Here is a 20,206-nt window from a genome sequence, read left to right as displayed (position 1 = left end):
AACATGAAAATATTATAAAACAAATTATCACAGAAGGGAAGTAAAGCAATGGCACAGAATCCTATTGTTACATTTACGATGGAAAACGGCGACGTGATCAAGGCGGAGTTATATCCTGAAATCGCGCCCGAAAGCGTTAATAATTTTATTAGTTTGATTAACAAGAACTTTTATGACGGACTCATTTTCCACAGAGTTATCCGCGGCTTTATGATTCAGGGCGGAGATCCGGAAGGAACCGGAATGGGAGGCCCGGGCTACAGCATCAAGGGAGAGTTCAGCCAGAACGGCGTAGAAAATAACTTGAAGCATACGGAAGGCGTTCTCTCCATGGCGAGAAGCATGGACCCCGATTCCGCAGGCTCTCAATTTTTTATTATGCACAAGAATTCTCCTCATCTGGACGGCTCTTATGCCGCATTCGGCAAAGTGACGGAGGGCTTGGAATTTATAAATAAAATCGCAGAAACGGCTACTGACCGTTCCGATCGTCCGTTAGATCCTCAGATTATAAAGACGGTTACTGTCGAAACCTTTGGCGAAGTTTATCCCGAACCACAGAAAATTTAAATACTATTTTAAAAGTTTTCAGTAATCTAATTTAATATTTTTTAAATTGTTGGACGAGATTAGTACTTTTGTACTGTCTCGTTCATAGTTTATTCATATTTATTTTAAAAAAACTTCAATTCCACAACATTCTTTAGACATTTCTTTTAGCTATACTATCAATATAAGATACAGCAAGAGCAAAAAACAAAAAAGCCAATAACAGTTAATTGATTTATTAAATAACTTTTTCATAATAAGTGCCAAGTAAAGAAACCTTTACTTGGCATCCTCCCTTTCTAGGGATAATATGCTGTTTTTAAAAGTTCATCATAGCGTGGAACAAAAGCTGTGCCCACAAATTATATAAATATTTCATTTATAACAACTACAAAACGAACCGGCATCGAATCTTTAAATCCGATGCCGGCTTATTTTTAGCCAAAACTCTTTTTTAATTAAAATAATTAAAGTTTGTTCCTTATACTGAAGCCTGTTATTTAGGCTTTGTTTACAGAACCAAACAGTTCCATTTTTTCTTTAACGGTAGCCTTGATAGCCTCAAAGCCCGGACCGAGAAGCTTACGAGGGTCGAAGCCTTTACCCTGAAGGTCTTTTCCTTCTTCGATATATTTACGTGTAGCTGCTGCGAAGGACAACTGGCACTCCGTGTTAACGTTGATTTTAGCAACGCCAAGAGCGATAGCTTTTTTAATCATGTCAGCCGGGATTCCCGTACCGCCGTGAAGAACGAGAGGCATGTCTCCTGTCAGCTTCTGAATAGCATCCAATGTCTCAAAGGAAAGTCCCTTCCAGTTTTCAGGATATTTGCCGTGGATATTGCCGATACCTGCTGCCAGGAAATCGATGCCGAGGTCAGCGATTTCTTTACACTCCTGAGGATCTGCACATTCGCCGGCACCAATAACGCCATCTTCTTCTCCGCCGATAGAACCAACTTCAGCTTCGATAGAAATTCCCTTTGCGTGGGATGCTGCAACCAATTCCTTCGTCTTTTCTACGTTCTCAGCGATCGGATAGTGAGAGCCGTCGAACATTACGGATGAAAAACCTGCTTCGATGCACTTATAGCAGTGATCATAGCTGCCGTGATCCAAGTGAAGAGCAACGGGAACTGTAATATTCAAGCCTTTGAGTAAGCCGTTTACCATGCCAACTACCGTTTCATATCCGCCCATGTATTTACCTGCTCCTTCGGATACGCCGAGGATAACGGGAGAATTGTTTTCCTGAGCTGTCAAAAGAACTGCTTTTGTCCACTCAAGGTTGTTGATATTGAACTGTCCGACTGCATATTGGCCAGCTTTTGCTTTTTGAAGCATTTCTGTAGCTGAAACTAACATTTTATTTACCTCCATATAATAAATTTATCAAATTCACCGAACCTATTATACCCCATTCGCGCCAAAAAGGAAACAACAAAGCTGTAAAAAATGTGGAAAATAGGGAAATATAAGAAAATGAACGCTTTTTTGCCAATCAATCTCTATTTCACCGGCCCCTCTATCTTAGCCGCATTCTTACCGGGCACTTTAATCCTCACCGCCTGTTTCATGTTATGAATGCTCACACTTTTATGATTTCCGCCGAATTCTCCATCCAAGGTCCACGGAATCTCAATATTGGATTCAAAGGTAACCGATGACGTCTTAAAACAGTACATATAATCCGTATTGATATTCCGGTTCAAAAGAGCTGCCATGATATTATTGAGCTCCAAAGGATTCGAAGGCATCTTAATCAAGGTCACCTCGAACTCTCCGTCATCCAGTTCCACATATTTGCCGGTAATCCGCTTAAAGCCCCCCACTGAGATAGAATTGGTCACCATACCGAAGATGAATTCTTCCTCCATGGTCACGTCACCGTATCCGACCTTAAGCCTATAAGATTTGATGCTGGGTATTCTCTTCATGCCCTCCAGAATATACGCCATATGTCCCAACACATTTTTCACATCCTGACTGGTTCCGTAGGACACGTCCGTAAAAAGTCCGAACGCTGCAATATAGACGAAGCTTTCCTTATTGAATGCTCCCACATCACATGCGTAGTCCTTCCCCTTTATTATGACCTGCGCTGCCTTCAGCATATCATTAGGTATTCCCAGACTTCTTGCAAAATCATTGGTGCTGCCTGCCGGAATATAGCCGATAGGAATTTGTTTCGTGCTGCGAAGCATACCGTTTACTGCCTCATCCAGCGTGCCGTCACCGCCACAGCAAACGAGAATGTCATATCTATCCTTCTTATTCTGTGCCGCACACACCGCGTCCCCTTCACACTGCGTGGGATATACGGTAACCTCATACCCGGCCTTAACGAATACGTCTATAATATCCTGAAGCTTATTTCTAATCTTCGCCTTCCCCGAACGGGGATTAAATACAAAAAGCATCTCTTTATCAGCCATATAGTTCCCCTTTTCAATCCTCAACTTTACAAAGTCAAATCGGAGCATCCTAAGATGCTCCGCGTTAAGTCTTTATTCCTACGTAGGCAACAAATCAAAGGACATGCCGGCATGCCAGCCTGACGGCTGCCTATAGGTCATATATGAAATTTTAACTTACTTTTCCTTTTAACAAATATTCTTCGATATCCGCTACTGCCTGCGTCTCATCCTGACCGTCGGCAATTACAGTTACCGTTTCACCGCTATCGAGTCCTAAACTCATCATGCCCATGATGCTCTTCGCATTCACCTTTTTTCCTTCCGATTCAATGTAAACGGAGCAGGCATGCTTACTCGCCACCTGTACCAATACTGCCACCGGTCTTGCCTCTAATCCTGTAGGCAATTGAATCTTCATCACTTTTTCGATCATAACGTCTCCTCCTTTTTAACTTCTAAGCCTGTCAGCCAACTCACTTAATTTTCTAAGTCTATGGTTCATCCCCGATTTTCCAACCGGAGGTTCTAAGATTTGTCCTAATTCCTTTAATGTTGCATCCGGATATTCTAATCTTATTTGTGCCGCTTCTCTTATGTTATCTGGTAGATTCTGAAATCCATAATGATCCCTAATCAGGAGGATGTCCTCTATCTGTTTGGATGATGCGTTTACCGTCTTGGTAATATTAGCCGTTTCGCAGTTTACCTTCCTATTGATGGAACCTCGCATTTCTTTTATGATTCTGTAGTTCTCGAAATTCATAAGGGAAATATGGGCTTCCATGATGTTTAATAAATCTGCTATACTGGCGCCTTCTTTTAAGTATACCACATAATATTTCTTTCTTATTACGATCTTCGCCTCCACTTGAAAGCTCTGTATCAGAGATTGAAGGCGAACAGCTTGTTCTTCATAGGAACAGACAAATTCTAAATGATAGCTTTTTTCCGGGTCGCTCATGGAACCCGTGCAGAGAAAAGTTCCCCGCAGAAATGCCCTTTTGCAACAGGCATTTTTGATTAACAGCGGATTTACTCCGTTGCGCGTGGCCTTTTGAATTCCGCCTTCTTCATACATTTTAACAGCTTGAAGAACTTTGTCAACCCGTTCTCTTCCTGTAATTAATGTAACATATGTATGATTTTTATATTCTTCCAAAAGCTCTTTAAAAGCAATATCAGTATATATATTAAAGGTTTTCTTCAATAATGTAAAGACCTTTCTAATAACTGCCTCATTTTCTGTCTGAAGGCAGAGCCTTACATCCGACTCTGAACTGCCTTCCAATTTGCCGAAAAAGCTAATGACCGCCGCCAGTTCTGCCAATTGACAATGTCTGGACTGGCTTACAACTTTTGACAATTCCTCTTTTACTTCCGCGGAAAAAGACATAATTACGCCCCCTGTTTCACATCTCTGTGATAAATCTTAAGTCCGTAATTTCCCTGATTCTTCATACGCTTGTACAATTCATTCGCCAGCGTCACGCTTCTGTGCTTTCCGCCCGTACAGCCGATTGCTATTACCAACTGGTACTTTCCTTCCTTCACGTAATTCGGAATCAGAAACCGGATCATATCCTCCAACTTCTGTAAAAATTCCTCTGCCTCGGCAAACCCCATGACGTATCCCTGAATTGCCGGGTCATTACCTGTCTGATGCTTCAGTTCGTCGATATAATACGGATTTGGCAGGAAACGGACATCGAAAACCAAATCAGCATCTGCCGGAATACCATTTTTAAAGCCGAAGGAAAGAATCGTTACCATAAGACTGTTATATTCCTCATTCATAACGAAAATCCTATCGATTTCTTCCTTCAGTTCTCTCGTCAGCAGATTCGAGGTGTCAAGCACGTAATCCGCATGCTCTTTTACCGTCTTAAGGATATCTCTCTCCTTATGGATGCCGTCCTCTACCCGTCCTTCCGGGGAAAGGGGGTGCATCCGCCTCGACTCCTTATAGCGTTTTAACAGCACCTGCTCCGAGGCATCCATAAAAAGGACTTCATACATATAGCCGTTTTTCTTCAGGTTTCCCAGCGTCTTCCAGACCGCTTCAAAGGGTTGATCCGCACGGACATCCAAGCCCAACGCGACCTTGTTGATTTCCGAGTTGGGAGTAGCAATTAATTCTACAAATTTTTCTATCAAAGGAACGGGCAGATTATCCACACAATAGAAGCCTGCGTCCTCCAGCATCTTAAGAGCCGTTCTCTTTCCGCCGCCGCTCATCCCGGTCACTACCACGAATCTCATATGCTTTTCCTCCGTATTTAAAAGTCTCCCAAATAAATGACTTCCCTCTCCAGCGTCACACCGGACTGCTCCTTCACGCGCTCTTGAACGGTCTCGATAAGCTCGCGCACATCGGCCGCGGTAGCGTCTCCCGTATTCACGATAAAGCCGCAGTGCTTATCGGATACCACTGCTCCGCCTATCCGATAGCCTTTAAGGCCTGCGTCCATGATCAGCTTGCCTGCAAAATATCCCTCCGGCCGCTTAAAGGTACTTCCTGCGCTGCCGAATTCCAAAGGCTGCTTCTCTTGGCGCCTTGCCGCCAAATCCTCCATTTTGTTCCTGATTTCTTCCTTATCGCCCACCGAAAGCTTAAGCACCACTTCCGTAACGATAAAGGGGCGATTCTTAATCACACTGGTACGATAGCCGAACTCCATCGTATCGTTATCCAGCGTCAGTATTTCCCCGCTTCTGTCCATTACCTCCACGGATTCTACGATTTGTTTCATTTCACCCTCATATGCTCCGGCATTCATTACGATGCCGCCGCCAATTGTTCCCGGTATTCCCGAAGCGAACTCCATGCCGGTCAGTCCGTGGGCCTGCGCCTCCTGCGCCGCTCTGGATATGAGCACTCCCGCAGGAACCCGCATTTTTTTCCCTTCCACTGATATATTTCCCATCTCACTGCCCAGCTTAACGACAATGCCCGAATACCCTTTATCTCCCACTAACAGATTACTGCCGTTGCCGAGTATAAAATAGTCCTGCCCGGTGGCCTGCAAAATCGGCACCAGCTTTATTAGCTGTTCCTTGCTTTCTATTTTCACTAAGCATTTAGCATTTCCGCCCACGCGAAAAGTAGTATGATTGCTCATGGGTTCATCGAATAATATGTTCGCCTGAGGCACTATCTGCTTTATATAATTGTATATTGATGAATTCACCTTAAGACCCCTGCCTGTTTTTTATTATGGTATGTAGCTGACTGCCATCTTATTCCAATACAAGCTTGGCCGCTCCATAAATTCCGGCGTCGTTCCCCAGCGTCGCCAATGCAAACTCCACATTTTTACAGCCCTTAAATACTGTTTTGTCAAAATATGGCTTTATATAATCGAATAAAATATCTCCGGCTTTCGATACACCGCCTCCGATAACGAAGATTTCGGGATTCACCACTCCTGCGATGACACCCAGACCCTTTCCCAGATATTCTCCGAATTTTTCCGCTATCTGAATGGCTACCGCATCGTTTTCCTTTACTGCGTCAAAAACTGCCTTTGCCGAAAGTGTTTCCACCGGTCTGTTCCTCAGAATGCTAGGCTCAGAAGTAGACTCCAGGGCTCTCCTTGCCAGCCTTACGATACCGGTAGCGGAAGCATATTCTTCCAGACATCCGGTATTGCCGCAGCCGCATACCTCTGTTTCGCCATCCTGCACGTGGATATGCCCGATTTCGCCGCCCGCTCCGCTGGTACCGGTCAGAATTTCCCCGTTTACGATGATTCCGCCTCCCACGCCCGTTCCGAGGGTTACGGCAACCAGATTCTTACAACCTTTTCCGCCGCCCTTCCACATCTCGCCCAGAGCGGCAACATTGGCGTCATTTCCTGCCTTTACTTTCATGTCGAGAAGTCCCGACAAGGTATCACGGATACTGAAGGTACCCCAGCCAAGGTTCACCGCAACATATACCGTACCCTCCGCATCGATCGGACCGGGAGCTCCCAGCCCTACGCCGATGACCTCGTCCTTCCGTATGCTCTTCTCCTTCATCTTTCGCTGGATACTCGCAGCTACGTCGGGAAGAATTTTTTCCCCTCCGTTTTCCGTCTTTGTGGGCACCTCCCATTTATCCAGAAGCTCTCCGTCTTTGTCAAAAAGTCCTAATTTAACCGTGGTTCCTCCCACATCTACGCCAAACACATATTTACTCATCCCAATTTATCCCTTCTTAATTATTCCTCATCATCTTCGTCTCTGCGCCTTGCCAGAGAGTTCTGCACGCGGGTATAAAGCTCCTGCGCCGCATTATAGCCCATCTTTTTCTGCCTGTGATTAGCTGCTGCCGATTCACAGATAATCGCCAGATTGCGTCCCGGCCTTATCGGAATATTATGGCATACTATCTTATTTCCAAGGTATTCCGTATGTTCCTCTTCCAATCCAAGCCTGTCGTATTCCTTGTCCTTATCCCATTCTTCCAACCGGATTACCAAATCGATGCTCTGAGTATCCTTTACGCTGGATACACCAAACAATGACTTTACATCAACGATTCCTATTCCCCGCAATTCTATAAAATGCTTCGTAATATCAGGGGCAGAACCGATTAACGTATCGTCGCTTACTTTCCTTATCTCTACTACATCATCCGTCACAAGACGATGCCCTCTCTTGATCAGCTCCAACGCTGCCTCCGACTTACCTATACCGCTTTCGCCCGTAATCAGTACTCCCTCGCCGTAAACGTCTACGAGAACACCATGAACGGAAATGCACGGTGCTAATTTCACATTCAGCCACCGGATAATCTCAGCAGTAAAATTAGAGGTCGCCTTCTTCGTCATCAGGATAGGTACCTCTTTTTTCAGAGCCACTTGTAAAAAGAAGGGGTCAGGCTGCAGCTCACGGCAGAAAACAATGACCGGAATATCACAGGAAAGAAGCTTGTTATAAACCTCTTCTTTATATTCCTGCGTCAACCCCTGCATATACGTATATTCTACAAATCCGATAATCTGCAGACGGGTAGCTTCGAAATGTTCAAAATAACCTGCCATCTGCAAAGCCGGTCTGTTGATGTCCGGCTGGGTGATTTTCACCTTCGAAATGTCCAGCTCCGGCGTCAGATTCTCAAGCTTCATTTTGTCTATAATCTCTTTTAAACTTACACTTGCCATAACCTTCTCCTTTTTCATCAATATAGTATTTTATAATATCTTAATACTTAATATTCTATAAATTCTAACATAGAAACTTCACAATATCAATAAACGAACTCGGAAAACGTTACTGTTCACTCCGTTCTCAGCAACGCATGATTTCTGCAATGCAGAATTAATTTCTGCATGTAAATTCGCTCTGCGAAGCAGAAATCATCCCTTGAGTCACGTTCTTACGCAGCTTGACAGCAAGTGTTAAGCCACTGTGTGAACAGTAATCTGCCTATTCCTGATGGAAAAAGTCATAAATACCTTCCGCGATATGGGGCGGTATCTCAGGTACCTGAGAAAGGGTCGCTGCATCGGCAGACTTAATCTCATCAATAGATTTAAAGTGGCGCATCAGTGCTTTCCTGCGGGAAGGCCCCACTCCGGGGATGTCGTCCAACACCGATTTCACCTGAGACTTGCTGCGCAGGGAACGGTGATATTCTATGGCAAAGCGATGAGCCTCGTCCTGCACTCTCGTAATCAGTTTAAACCCTTCGGAGCTTCTGTCAATAGGAATCTCTTCATTATTGTAATACAACCCTCTTGTCCGATGGTTATCATCCTTTACCATACCACAGACCGGAATGGAAATATGCAGCTCCTTAAGCACCTCAAGGGCGATATTCACCTGCCCCTTTCCGCCGTCCATGAGTATCAGGTCGGGGAACTTGGTGAAACTGCCGAATTCCTTTTCCATTTCCTTCATATCTAATTCCTTCTGCTCCTCCATTCCGTGCACAAAACGCCTGGTGAGCACCTCTTTCATGCATGCATAATCGTCGGGACCCGATACCGATTTTATTCGGAATTTGCGGTAGTCGCTCCTTTTAGGCTTTCCCTTTTCGTAGACGATCATAGAGCCTACATTGGCAAATCCGCTGATGTTGGAAATATCGTATGCTTCCATTCGGACGATTCCCTCCATGCCTATCAACGATGCGATTTCTTTTACAGCGCCAATGGTCCTGCCTTCCTCCCTCTTTATCTTTTCCTTATCCTGACTCAAGACGAGGGCTGCATTCTTTCCCGCTAACTCCACCAGCTTCTCCTTGGCGCCTTTTTTTGGTACGCGGATGTAGACACGGCTTCCCTTTCTTGCAGTCAGCCATTTTTCCAGCACCTCTATATCCTCTATTTCCTCCTGGAGCATAAGCTCCTTGGGAATGAAGGGTGTTCCCGCGTAGAACTGCTTCACGAAATCAAGAAGTACCTGAGATTTTTTATTTCCCGACACGTTTGTCATATAAAAATGTTCTCTTCCTATTAATTTCCCGTTTCGGATAAAAAATACTTGCACCACCGCATCGTTTTCATCCAAGGCGAGAGCGATGATGTCCTTATCCTCTCCGTAGCTGTCCGTAATCTTCTGCTTCTGCGCCACCTGCTTCACACTATTGTACAAATCTCTGTATTTTACCGCTTCCTCGAATTCCATGCTGTCGGAAGCCTCCTGCATCTTTCGTTCCAGCTCCTTTAAAATAGGATTATAATTTCCGTTCAGGAAATCCAGCGCCTTATCGACCTGCCCTCTATACTGCTCCTGAGTCATATACCCTTGGCAGGGGGCTGCACACTGTTTGATATGGTAATTCAAGCAAGGCCTCTCCTTCCCGCAGTCCTTCGGAAGATTTCTGTTGCAGGTGCGGAGAAGATAGAGCTTGTTGATCAAATCGATTGTGTCCTTCACTGCTGCCGCACTTGTGTACGGCCCGAAATAACGGGAGCGGTCCTTCTTCATCTCTCTGGAAAAAAGTATGCGGGGGAACGGCTCCCCTACTGTCACTTTTATATAAGGATAGGTCTTGTCATCCTTAAGCATAGTGTTATAGCGGGGACTGTATTCTTTTATTAAATTATTCTCCAGCACCAAGGCTTCCAGCTCAGAATCGGTTATGATATATTCGAATCTGGCTATCTGAGTCACCATCTTATCGATCTGGGGCCCGCGCCCTATGTTCTTGCGGAAATACGATCTGACACGACTGTGCAGGTTGATTGCCTTCCCCACATAGATAATGACGTCCTTCTCATCGTGCATGATATATACGCCCGGCTTCACAGGCAGTTTTTTCAATTCCTCATCAAAATCAAACATCTCTCACCCACAACATAAATAACGCACAAAAAGGTTCTTTTTTATGAGTGCAAACACTCACCTAGAACCTTTTGCGTTTTTTATTTCTGTTCGTCTATTTTATTTTGCAATTCCTCGGCAAAATTACCGTTCTTGATGGAATCGCCATTCTTTACAAATTCTCCGGACGCATTGGAGAAACGTCCTACCGGACCTCCATAAGCAGATACCTCTTTCTCCGGTTCTCTCGCTTTCTCCGGCTTCGCCTCGAATTCCGGCGATAAGATCATACTGTCCTTCTTTATAATGACTTTTCCGTCCTCCGCTTCATAAGCCTTTATTCCCGATTCAGAAACTTTTATTTCCGCTTCAGAAGTCTTTGACTCAGACTCCACTTTTTTCGCTTCAGCCTCAGAACTTTTTGTTTCGGATTCTCCCTCCGCTTTTTCTTCAGGTTCAGGAAGCCCTTTTTCCGCGCGATATATCTTCATGAATTCCTTACCCGTAATAGTTTCTTTTTCTATCAGGTATGCGGCGATCTTATCCATAAGATCCCGGTTCTGGCCAAGAAGCTGCTTCGCTTCCGCATAGCATTCCTTTAACAGCTCCCTTACCTCGGTATCCACATCCGCCGCCGTCACATCGCTGCATGTCAATCTCGCTCCGCCGTCCAGATATTCGCTCTCTACTGTAGCAAGCCCCATAAGCCCGAACTTTTCGCTCATTCCGAATCTGGTCACCATATTTCTGGCGATGTTTGTCGCCTTCTCTATATCGTTAGCCGCTCCGGTGGTTACCGTATCGAATACGATTTCCTCCGCTGCGCGTCCGCCCAGATAGCCCACCAGCATATCGTGCAGCTCCGCCTTCGTATTGAGGAACTTCTCCTCCTCCGGCACCTGCATCACGTAGCCGAGGGCACCCATGGTCCTCGGTACAATCGTAATCTTCTGCACCGGTTCCGAATTCTTCTGCAAAGCACTTAAAAGTGCATGACCCACCTCGTGGTAGGAAACAATCTTGCGCTCTTCCTTGCTCATAATGCGGTCTTTCTTCTCTTTTCCTACGAGCACCTGCTCCACCGCCTCGAACAAGTCATGCTGGCACACATAATTGCGCCCTTTTTGCACTGCGTTAATAGCCCCTTCATTTATCATGTTGGCGAGGTCGGCACCCACCGCTCCGCTGGTAGCAAGCGCTATGGCATCCAGGTCCACACTGTCATCCATCAGAACATCCTTCGCATGTACCTTCAATATTTCAATTCGTCCCTTAAGGTCGGGTTTATCCACAATGATTCTTCTATCGAAACGTCCCGGCCGCAGCAGCGCCTTATCAAGAATCTCCGGCCTATTGGTCGCTCCAAGAATGAGAATACCTTTCGAAGTATCGAAACCGTCCATCTCGGACAATAGCTGGTTCAACGTCTGTTCCCGTTCTTCATTGCCGCCGCCGTATTTGGAATCACGGCTTCTTCCTATCGCATCAATTTCATCTATGAATATAATACAAGGAGCGTTCTTCGTCGCTTCCTTGAATAAGTCTCTTACCCGGGAAGCGCCCACGCCTACGTATAGTTCAATAAAGTCGGAGCCGGCCAATGAAAAGAAGGGCACATGAGCTTCGCCCGCCACCGCCTTGGCCAACAAGGTCTTACCGGTTCCAGGAGGGCCTACCAGAAGTGCTCCCTTAGGAAGCTTAGCTCCTATCTTAGAATATTTTCCCGGATTATGCAGGAAATCTACTACCTCTTGCAGGGATTCTTTCGCTTCGTCCTCTCCCGCCACATCCTTAAAGGTAACTCCTGTCTCCTTCTGCACGTATACCTTGGCATTGCTCTTACCCACTCCCATGGGACCGCCGCCGCCCTTGGACATCCTGCGGAAGATGAAACTGAGAAGCACCCACATAAGAAGAATAGGGAACACATAGGTCAAAAGGATGGAAAGCAGCATCCCGGAACCGTCCGGCACCTTCTTGTTCACATCTACATTATGTTCGATCAGACGGGCCGTCAGGGTATCGTTGTCCTCCATGATTCCCGTATAATAAGTAATCACTGGCATTCCGTATATATTCGTAGAGGTCTCTTCCGTATCCTTGGGGTAAATAGTAATCTGGTCGGTCTCCACCACTACGCTTTCCACTTCGCCGTCTTCTACCATCTTAATGAATTCGTTATAGGTAATCTCCTTCTCCGTGCCGCCGGTCATCGCCTTCATGAAATAACTCATGCACAGCAAAGTGATGAGCGCTGCGATGAGCAACAGGAAAATGCTCTGTTTCTTAGGGTTGTCGCCGTTTCCGCCGGGCCCTCTGTTACCATTATTATTATTTTTATTACCGCCGCGATTGCCGTTGTTAAATCCACCGTCATCGTATTGGTTTAAATTATTATCTTCCATTCCTGCTCCTATTCGTAAATCGTCGTTTCTTCCATTATAGAGACTGATATTCGATAAATCAATAATATAATTATGAAAATATTTTACCATGTATAAAAGATTTCTAAATTTTTTTGATAGAAACAGTAGATTTTTGGTGACTACCCATTGTATAATACAATACTTAGGGAGCTAAACAATGAGCTTCCTAAGTAGTGATTTATGCCATTCGGTAAAATAAAACGATATCTGTTCACTCTTAAACTAACTAATGTCTATATGCATATATGCAATCGCTGAGGAGGTAATAATGCCTGTAAAATACGTATTCGTAACAGGCGGCGTCGTTTCTGGTCTGGGAAAAGGAATTACAGCCGCATCTTTAGGAAGACTTTTAAAAGCGCGTGGTTACAAAGTGACCATGCAGAAGTTTGACCCCTACATCAACATTGACCCCGGAACTATGAATCCCATCCAACACGGGGAGGTCTTCGTTACCGACGACGGAACGGAGACAGACTTAGACCTCGGACATTACGAGAGGTTCATCGACGAAAATCTGGATAAAAACTCCAACGTTACCACCGGCAAGATTTACTGGTCTGTCCTTCAAAAGGAGAGACGAGGCGATTACGGCGGCGGTACGGTTCAAGTAATCCCCCATATAACCAACGAAATCAAAAGCCGCTTTTACCGCAATTTCAGCGACCAGGAAATGAGGATAGCCATCATTGAGGTAGGCGGAACCGTGGGCGATATCGAAAGCCAGCCTTTTTTAGAATCCATCCGGCAGTTTCAGCATGAGGTAGGACGTGAAAACGCCATTCTGATTCATGTTACCCTGATTCCTTATCTGAGAGCTTCACAGGAAATGAAGACCAAGCCCACACAAGCCAGCGTAAAAGAACTTCAGGGAATGGGAATCCGGCCCGACATTATCGTATGCCGCAGCGAGCATCCGCTGGACCAGGGCATCAAAGATAAGATTGCTCTGTTCTGCAACGTGCCCAATAATCGGGTGTTGCAGAATCTGGATGTGGAATACCTCTACGAAGCACCTCTTGCCATGGAGAAAGAGCATTTGGCACAGGTTGCCTGCGAATGCCTGGAGCTCCCCTGTCCCGAACCCGATTTAAGCGATTGGCAAGACATGGTGGAATCCCTGCACACCGCTTCGGGCGAAGTGACCATTGCCCTTGTAGGTAAGTATATCCAGCTTCACGATGCTTATATCAGCGTAGCAGAAGCTTTGAAGCACGGAGGCATCTCCAACCGGGTGAACGTCAGTATCCGGTGGATAGACTCGGAGATCGTAACTCCGGAGAATGCGGGCGAACTGCTCGGCGGTACGGACGGCATCGTCGTTCCGGGCGGCTTCGGCAGCCGCGGTATCGAAGGCAAGATAAATGCCATCACCTATGCGAGGACCCATAACATTCCATTTTTGGGGCTTTGCCTTGGCATGCAGCTTTCCATCGTAGAATATGCCCGTAACGTGCTTGGCTATAACGATGCACACAGTGTGGAGCTGAATCCAAGTACGACTCACCCCGTCATCGCCCTCATGCCCGATCAAAACGACGTGGAAGACATCGGAGGCACCTTGAGGCTTGGCTCCTATCCATGCATTTTGGACAAGGACTCCAAGGCATACAGCTTATATGGTAAAGATACTATTCACGAAAGACACAGACACCGCTATGAAGTAAACAACGATTACCGTGCCGCTCTTACGGAGAACGGAATAAAATTATCCGGCCTTTCTCCTGACGGACGTATCGTAGAAATGTGCGAGATTCCCACCCATCCATTCTTCGTCGCTACGCAGGCTCATCCCGAGCTGAAGTCGAGACCCAACAGACCCCATCCGCTATTCAAGGGTCTTATCGCCGCGGCTGTGGAGCACAGAAAATAAAAGCTTGATTTTAATAAAATGAAATATTAAGGAACCCAAAAATGAAAATAGGATTTGACAACGATAAATATGTAAAAATGCAGTCCGAACACATTCGCGAAAGAATCGCCCAGTTCGGCAATAAATTGTATCTGGAATTCGGAGGCAAGCTCTTCGACGACTTTCACGCTTCCAGAGTCCTTCCCGGCTTCCATCCGGACAGCAAGCTGAAAATGCTGCATGAGCTTAAGGACCAAGCGGAAATTGTTATCGTCATTAGCGCAGATGCCATCGAAAAGAATAAAATCCGGGGCGATCTCGGCATCACCTATGACATGGATGTGCTGCGCCTTCTGGACGCCTTCCGCGCCATGGACTTCATGGTGAGCAGTGTGGTCATTACCCAGTATACCGGCCAGCCTACTGCGGATCATTTCCGGGAAAGACTGTCAAGCCTTGGAATCAAGTCTTATCTTCATTATATTATTGATGGATATCCCGGCAACATCGCCCATATCGTCAGCGATGAGGGCTACGGGAAGAACGATTACATCGAGACCTCCAGACCGCTGGTGGTCATTACTGCTCCCGGTCCGGGCAGCGGCAAGATGGCTACCTGCCTTTCCCAGCTCTATCACGAACACAAGAGAGGCATTACGGCAGGATATGCTAAGTTCGAGACTTTCCCCATATGGAATCTGCCTCTGCGCCATCCGGTGAACGTGGCTTACGAAGCAGCCACTGCCGATTTAAGCGACGTCAACATGATAGACCCCTTCCATCTGGAATCTTACGGAGAGACTACGGTCAACTATAACCGAGACATCGAGGTCTTCCCCGTGCTAAGCGCGATGTTCGAACAGATTCTCGGCTACAGTCCTTATAAATCGCCTACCGACATGGGTGTCAACATGGCTGGCAACTGTATTATAGACGACGAGGTATGCAAGGAAGCTTCCAAGCAGGAAATCATCCGCCGATATTATCAGGCGCTGTGCGATAGAAAAAAAGATATGCTGGGTTCCAAGGAAATTGTTTATAAGCTGGAGCTTCTGATGAAGCAGGCTTCCATCAATACCTCAGAGCGGAAGGTAGTACCCATGGCGCTTATGAGGCAGGAAAACACCGGCCATCCTGCGACAGCCATCGAGCTGCCTGATGGTCAGGTCATTACCGGAAAGACTACCGACTTGCTCGGAGCCTCCGCCGCTGCACTTCTCAATGCGCTGAAGGTTCTTGGCGGAATCGACCACGACGAGCACCTTATATCCCGAACAGCCATTGAACCTATTCAGACCTTGAAGACGGACTATCTGGGCGGGAATAACCCAAGACTACATACGGATGAAATATTAATTGCTCTTTCCATGAGCGCCGCAACTGATACGGACGCGAAACTGGCATTGTCCCAGATCCCGAAGCTGAAGGGATGTCAGGTTCACTCTACAGTTATCCTTTCTTCCGTGGACGAGAAGACCTTTAAGCGATTGGGAATGAATCTCACGAGCGAACCGACTTACGAAACGAATCGGGTTTATCATAAGTAGCCCTATGATAGAACAAAAGTGTGCGCCGCGCGCGCATCTGCGTATCCATAGTTTCTATAAATAATAGGAGCACTTTCCTATTACAGAAAAAGAGATGTCCTTTCAAAACCTGGACATCTCTTTCTCACTATTATAACTTCTTCAGGAAATTCCCGCTTACATTCACACCCTCATTGATTACCACAAAAGCATTCGGATCATATTTGCGTATGATATATTTCAGCCGTCCGATCTCATATTTCGATATTACCATATACAATACTTCCGCGTTGTTGTCCGTGTACGCGCCTAGCGCCTTCCATTTCGTGATTCCCCGTTCCAGTTTCGTGAATATCTCCTGCTCCATTTCTTCGCAGGCGTTCTTCGTGATAATGTTCACTTCCACATTGATATTCTGGGAATATACCTTATCCACCGCGAAGGAGGTTACTGCGGCATAAATCAAGGAATAAATCACGGTCTGTACGTCGAAGAGGAACAGGCATATGAGATACAGTACCACGTTTACGATCAGTGTTACCTTGCCTACACTGAAATCTTTCTTCCAGCGGATCAACAACACGCCCAATATATCCGTTCCGCCGTCGGAACTTCCCATTTTCAGGCAAAGTCCGATGCCAGCCCCGCAGAGAATTCCCCCGATAAGGCCGGATGCCAGCGTATCATCCATGATTGGCACAGAGGGAATATATACAATAAAGAGGAAAAATGACATTGCTGTCACACAGATAATCGTCTTGGCGAAGAATATACGCCCCAGTTTCTTTATTGCCACAACAAAAAGCGGAATGTTGACTACGTAATAAATCAAACCCGCAATATCGAAGTTATGAAACGAAAGCCCCATGTACTCCGCCAACACGGTACGTATTACCTGACAAAGTCCCATGATCCCCCCTGTATACAGCCCTTGGGGGACAATGAACAGATTTACGCCGATGGCATATAGGAGCACGCCGCCGACAGAGCAGAGCAGTCTGTTCGCTTCATAGATTACAAACTTTTTATCGAGACCCCGTATCTTGTTCATAAATGCCTCTTTTCTTAACTAAGTCATAAGTTTTCAAGACAGCAGTTGCAGAAAGTCCTCCTCTGCCATAGGCCTCGCATACAAATATCCCTGCGCATACATACAGCCTATACTTTGTAGGAACTTAGCCTGCTCTTCCCGTTCCACGCCTTCGCATATTATGTCCATATTTAAATCATTTGCAAGCTCCACGACCTTCTGAATTACCTTCTGATACCTCTCGCTCTTGTTCTCGCCGCTTAAGAAATCCTTGTCTATCTTCAATGTATCTATGGAAATCTCCTTAAGCATATTTAACGAGGAATAGCCTGCTCCAAAATCATCTACAGATAAATAGTACCCATTTGCCTTCAGTTTATCCACCATTTCGCTTATATCTTTCATCTGTGCAAAAATGGACTCCGTCAATTCCAGCTCGATCAGCTCCTTCGGAATACAATATTTATCCCGCAGCTCATTCAGCCTCTCAATATAATTCTTCTGCGCGAAATGCAGCCTGGATTGGTTAATCGATACGCGAACCGTCTTTTCTCCGCGTTCCAGACGCCCATGCAGCATCTTGTACACCTGCTCCATCACGTAGAAATCCAACTCCACGATAAAACCGTTATTCTCGAAGATAGGGATGAATTCCACCGGACTCATAAAACCGTAATCCTTATTCTGCCATCTGACAAGCGCCTCCGCGCCCACGATTTCGTTATTCGTCATGCAGTACTTCGGCTGATAATATACATGAAACTCTCCCTGGGTAAGAGCTCTTCCCATGCAGTCTTCAATAGTCTTTTCCCGAAGAAGCTGCAGCTCCATCTCCTCATTGAAATAACATAGATGTGCATTTCTCCGCTTTGCCGCCTTTCTCGCCATTTCCGCATGGTCGATCAAATTCTTGATCGAAGTACTTCTCGTACACTGCACTGTGGTAACGCCAAAATTATAATTGATTGTAATATCATTTTTTCCCATTCCGCCTTCTTCGAATGCGAATATTCCGATTTCCCGCTTGATCGCGTCCATCCATTCGGTAATTTTTCCCACTCTGTCAGCAATTCCAAAAATCAGGAAATTATCCACCTTACTTCTGGCAATGATTCCCTCCTCGCCGTACAGTTCGTTCAGCTTTCTGCCCACATAGCTTATGGTATGATCTCCAATACCCCTCCCGTATGTCTCGTTGATGGTAGCAAAATGGCTGATATCCATGGAAATGATAAAAACTTCTTTTCCTCTGTGCTCAAGCCACCGTTTTTCTATCGTATCCTCAAAGGAATAAATATTTCCAAGCCCGGTAAGCCTATCCTTGTAAGCCAGCTCATAAACATGCCTGTTGTATCTTCTCTTCACCATGATGAAATAGAGCAGGACAAACACTACCGTGCCGAACGCCACGCACAAAATCACGATAGACTGCACCGGATTGGAGTAGATATAGCTGAGCAGGGACACCTGCTCGCCCTCCTGCGTGTGGTCTTCCGCTATATGCATAATTTCACTGGGGCTAAGATTAGAAATTGCTTTATTGAAAATAGAGCAAAGAAGCTTATTATCTTCTGCTACCGCTATCGATATGCCATGATCCGCATCGTAGAGAGCATAGGTTTTTAATTTCAGATTCTTGTTGTCCTTGAACAATATCTTAGCCGTATATTGATTGACAAAGGCAACGTCCGCTTCTCCCTTTCGTACTGCATTAACGCACTCCGTCTCCGTATCATAGTAAATCATGTTCTCATTTGTGTAATACTTGGATATATATGCGGTATTAAAGAAAAAATTCTCACAGGTAGCTACCCTCATCTCACGTTTCGGCATTTCCTTGCCCTTGCGACGCACCTCCATATACCGCTCCTCCATATATGGAGCAGTCAGTATCACTTCGTTCTTCTCTCCCCAGCTATAATTGGTATAGAAATCGCCGACAAGGTCCACCTCGCCCCTATTCAGCAGCTCCAGACTCTCCTTATACGACTTCGTCTCCACATACTCCACATCTACCCCTACTTCCCTTCCGAGGGCTTTGATGCTGTCAATAATAATTCCGGTATACTTGCTGCCATCATAATAGCACATGGCCTTAGAATCGGGGGACGCCGCCATCTTAACTGTCTTATGTTCGTCTACATAAGCCTTTTCTTCACGAGTCAAAGCAACCATATTGGTAACGTTTTCTTCGAAATATTTATCGTATAGCTCCTTCTCAAAGTAAGGATCCGTTAGCATGATTTCTTCCATAGCATTGTCGAACTCAGCCATGATGCTCGTGTTTTTTCTTTGCGTAATCGCATAAAACGGCTCGGCGTTGAAGGTAGCTATTATCTTCTCGTTATCCAGCTTGCGATGGTTGCCCGCTGCGATTGCGTCGATGGTTTGCATGCTGAGCGCCTTCTGAAGCTCCTTCTCCGTATCGAAAAGCTGAAGCGTCATGGATATGCCATACTCTTTAAAAAGCGTTCTTACTTCGCTCACCGAGCCGCCGCCCTTTACAGCGCCTATTTTCATTCCGTCAAAGCTTGCAAAATCATTGTAATAATAAGAACCGGTATCACCCGAGCGAATCGTCAGCACGGAGGAGGTCATTCCCATGGGATATTCGGAAAATTCGAAGCGCGTCCTATCCTCCGGTGAATCCTTGGCGTAGGTTACGAGATCCAGTTCTCCGTTTTCCAGCATCTCCAGACATTCTGTCCATGAGGCTTCCACAAATTTATATTTCCATCCGGTATATTTCGCAATTTCCTGCAGGTAGTCATAACCGAATCCCCAATGGCTGCCACCTACGGTAGACTCCTGATAACCCGGCATAATAAAATACCCTACTCTGACTCTATCTCTATCTTCTTCGGCATGGAGCTGCACCGCCGGAAGCAAAAGCAACACAACCACTGCCAATGTACCTAGCACACCGAAAAATTTTATCTTTTTGTTCCTTATATTCATTTAATCTTTTCCTCTAAAAATACACAGTTATAGGCAAATTATACCACAACCCCAAAGATTAAGATACTGGCAGAACGCTGGAAAAAAGAATGGATGGGCTGACACTTTACAAAATTACCAAGTACAAAGTAAACTACCTCATCTTTAAAAAATGGTAATATATGTAAAAAATAAACAAAACCCAATTACAGGGCA

15 protein-coding genes are annotated in these 20,206 nt (G+C 45.6%); 3 read left to right on the top strand and 12 right to left on the bottom strand.

Annotated features, from left to right (window positions below):
* Positions 1 to 48: 48 nt before the first annotated feature.
* Positions 49 to 570: a peptidylprolyl isomerase gene (locus tag CC90_RS0118215; RefSeq protein WP_031392146.1), complete on the top strand. Its 522-nt coding sequence runs from the start codon at positions 49 to 51 to the stop codon at positions 568 to 570.
* A 479-nt stretch (positions 571 to 1,049) separates the two neighbouring features.
* On the opposite strand, the gene fba is transcribed toward CC90_RS0118215, so the two are convergent.
* The 10 genes from fba to ftsH all read right to left on the bottom strand — a co-directional run bounded on the left by fba (position 1,050) and on the right by ftsH (position 12,624).
* Positions 1,050 to 1,913: a class II fructose-1,6-bisphosphate aldolase gene (fba, locus tag CC90_RS0118210; protein WP_031392145.1), complete on the bottom strand. Its 864-nt coding sequence runs from the start codon at positions 1,911 to 1,913 to the stop codon at positions 1,050 to 1,052.
* 143 nt (positions 1,914 to 2,056) lie between these two features.
* On the bottom strand, positions 2,057 to 2,983 hold the full coding sequence (locus tag CC90_RS0118205; RefSeq protein WP_031392144.1) for a diacylglycerol/lipid kinase family protein: 927 nt from the start codon (positions 2,981 to 2,983) through the stop codon (positions 2,057 to 2,059).
* Positions 2,984 to 3,134: 151 nt separating this feature from the next.
* Entirely contained in the window at positions 3,135 to 3,398 is a 264-nt protein-coding gene (locus CC90_RS0118200) for an HPr family phosphocarrier protein (RefSeq protein ID WP_031392143.1), read from the bottom strand.
* Positions 3,399 to 3,413: 15 nt separating this feature from the next.
* On the bottom strand, positions 3,414 to 4,358 hold the full coding sequence (gene whiA / locus CC90_RS0118195; protein WP_031392142.1) for a DNA-binding protein WhiA: 945 nt from the start codon (positions 4,356 to 4,358) through the stop codon (positions 3,414 to 3,416).
* Between the two features lie 2 nt (positions 4,359 to 4,360).
* Positions 4,361 to 5,224, bottom strand: coding sequence for an RNase adapter RapZ (gene rapZ, locus CC90_RS0118190; protein WP_031392141.1), 864 nt, complete (start codon positions 5,222 to 5,224; stop codon positions 4,361 to 4,363).
* 17 nt (positions 5,225 to 5,241) lie between these two features.
* Positions 5,242 to 6,153, bottom strand: a complete 912-nt coding sequence (gene murB, locus CC90_RS0118185; protein WP_031392140.1) for a UDP-N-acetylmuramate dehydrogenase — start codon at positions 6,151 to 6,153, stop codon at positions 5,242 to 5,244.
* Positions 6,154 to 6,202: 49 nt separating this feature from the next.
* Positions 6,203 to 7,147: an ROK family glucokinase gene (locus tag CC90_RS0118180; RefSeq protein WP_031392139.1), complete on the bottom strand. Its 945-nt coding sequence runs from the start codon at positions 7,145 to 7,147 to the stop codon at positions 6,203 to 6,205.
* A gap of 20 nt (positions 7,148 to 7,167) precedes the next feature.
* Positions 7,168 to 8,112: an HPr(Ser) kinase/phosphatase gene (hprK, locus tag CC90_RS0118175; protein WP_031392138.1), complete on the bottom strand. Its 945-nt coding sequence runs from the start codon at positions 8,110 to 8,112 to the stop codon at positions 7,168 to 7,170.
* Positions 8,113 to 8,377: 265 nt separating this feature from the next.
* Positions 8,378 to 10,240, bottom strand: coding sequence for an excinuclease ABC subunit UvrC (uvrC, locus tag CC90_RS0118170; protein ID WP_031392137.1), 1,863 nt, complete (start codon positions 10,238 to 10,240; stop codon positions 8,378 to 8,380).
* A gap of 80 nt (positions 10,241 to 10,320) precedes the next feature.
* Positions 10,321 to 12,624 (bottom strand): ATP-dependent zinc metalloprotease FtsH, encoded by a 2,304-nt coding sequence (gene ftsH, locus CC90_RS0118165; RefSeq protein WP_242843355.1) that lies wholly within the window; start codon positions 12,622 to 12,624, stop codon positions 10,321 to 10,323.
* 289 nt (positions 12,625 to 12,913) lie between these two features.
* On the opposite strand from ftsH, the gene CC90_RS0118160 reads away from it, so the two are divergent.
* Together CC90_RS0118160 and CC90_RS0118155 are read left to right on the top strand one after the other, a co-directional pair.
* On the top strand, positions 12,914 to 14,518 hold the full coding sequence (locus CC90_RS0118160) for a CTP synthase (RefSeq protein WP_031392135.1): 1,605 nt from the start codon (positions 12,914 to 12,916) through the stop codon (positions 14,516 to 14,518).
* Positions 14,519 to 14,559: 41 nt separating this feature from the next.
* Complete coding sequence (locus tag CC90_RS0118155; protein WP_031392134.1) at positions 14,560 to 16,044, top strand: DUF1846 domain-containing protein; 1,485 nt, start codon at positions 14,560 to 14,562, stop codon at positions 16,042 to 16,044.
* 130 nt (positions 16,045 to 16,174) lie between these two features.
* Here CC90_RS0118155 and CC90_RS0118150 read toward each other — a convergent pair whose 3' ends face one another.
* Together CC90_RS0118150 and CC90_RS0118145 are read right to left on the bottom strand one after the other, a co-directional pair.
* Positions 16,175 to 17,074 carry a YitT family protein gene (locus CC90_RS0118150; RefSeq protein ID WP_031392133.1) on the bottom strand — a complete coding sequence of 300 codons (900 nt, stop codon included), beginning with the start codon at positions 17,072 to 17,074 and terminating at the stop codon, positions 16,175 to 16,177.
* Between the two features lie 33 nt (positions 17,075 to 17,107).
* Positions 17,108 to 20,011, bottom strand: a complete 2,904-nt coding sequence (locus tag CC90_RS0118145; RefSeq protein ID WP_031392132.1) for an EAL domain-containing protein — start codon at positions 20,009 to 20,011, stop codon at positions 17,108 to 17,110.
* Between the last annotated feature and the right edge of the window lie 195 nt (positions 20,012 to 20,206).

It is taken from the genome of Kineothrix alysoides (assembly GCF_000732725.1).
Classification (GTDB): Bacteria; Bacillota; Clostridia; order Lachnospirales; family Lachnospiraceae; genus Kineothrix; species Kineothrix alysoides.
The sequence above is the reverse complement of the archived record's forward strand: the minus strand, read 5'-3'. Positions and strand labels throughout refer to the sequence as shown.

What these genes read in the sequence shown, in the direction of transcription:
- CC90_RS0118215 (WP_031392146.1), top strand. Translation starts at nt 49, where the DNA reads ATGGCACAGAATCCTATTGTTACATTTACGATGGAAAACGGCGACGTG.
- fba (WP_031392145.1), bottom strand. Translation starts at nt 1,913, where the DNA reads ATGTTAGTTTCAGCTACAGAAATGCTTCAAAAAGCAAAAGCTGGCCAA.
- CC90_RS0118205 (WP_031392144.1), bottom strand. Translation starts at nt 2,983, where the DNA reads ATGGCTGATAAAGAGATGCTTTTTGTATTTAATCCCCGTTCGGGGAAG.
- CC90_RS0118200 (WP_031392143.1), bottom strand. Translation starts at nt 3,398, where the DNA reads ATGATCGAAAAAGTGATGAAGATTCAATTGCCTACAGGATTAGAGGCA.
- whiA (WP_031392142.1), bottom strand. Translation starts at nt 4,358, where the DNA reads ATGTCTTTTTCCGCGGAAGTAAAAGAGGAATTGTCAAAAGTTGTAAGC.
- rapZ (WP_031392141.1), bottom strand. Translation starts at nt 5,224, where the DNA reads ATGAGATTCGTGGTAGTGACCGGGATGAGCGGCGGCGGAAAGAGAACG.
- CC90_RS0118180 (WP_031392139.1), bottom strand. Translation starts at nt 7,147, where the DNA reads ATGAGTAAATATGTGTTTGGCGTAGATGTGGGAGGAACCACGGTTAAA.
- hprK (WP_031392138.1), bottom strand. Translation starts at nt 8,112, where the DNA reads ATGGCAAGTGTAAGTTTAAAAGAGATTATAGACAAAATGAAGCTTGAG.
- uvrC (WP_031392137.1), bottom strand. Translation starts at nt 10,240, where the DNA reads ATGTTTGATTTTGATGAGGAATTGAAAAAACTGCCTGTGAAGCCGGGC.
- ftsH (WP_242843355.1), bottom strand. Translation starts at nt 12,624, where the DNA reads ATGGAAGATAATAATTTAAACCAATACGATGACGGTGGATTTAACAAC.
- CC90_RS0118160 (WP_031392135.1), top strand. Translation starts at nt 12,914, where the DNA reads ATGCCTGTAAAATACGTATTCGTAACAGGCGGCGTCGTTTCTGGTCTG.
- CC90_RS0118155 (WP_031392134.1), top strand. Translation starts at nt 14,560, where the DNA reads ATGAAAATAGGATTTGACAACGATAAATATGTAAAAATGCAGTCCGAA.
- CC90_RS0118150 (WP_031392133.1), bottom strand. Translation starts at nt 17,074, where the DNA reads ATGAACAAGATACGGGGTCTCGATAAAAAGTTTGTAATCTATGAAGCG.
- CC90_RS0118145 (WP_031392132.1), bottom strand. Translation starts at nt 20,011, where the DNA reads ATGAATATAAGGAACAAAAAGATAAAATTTTTCGGTGTGCTAGGTACA.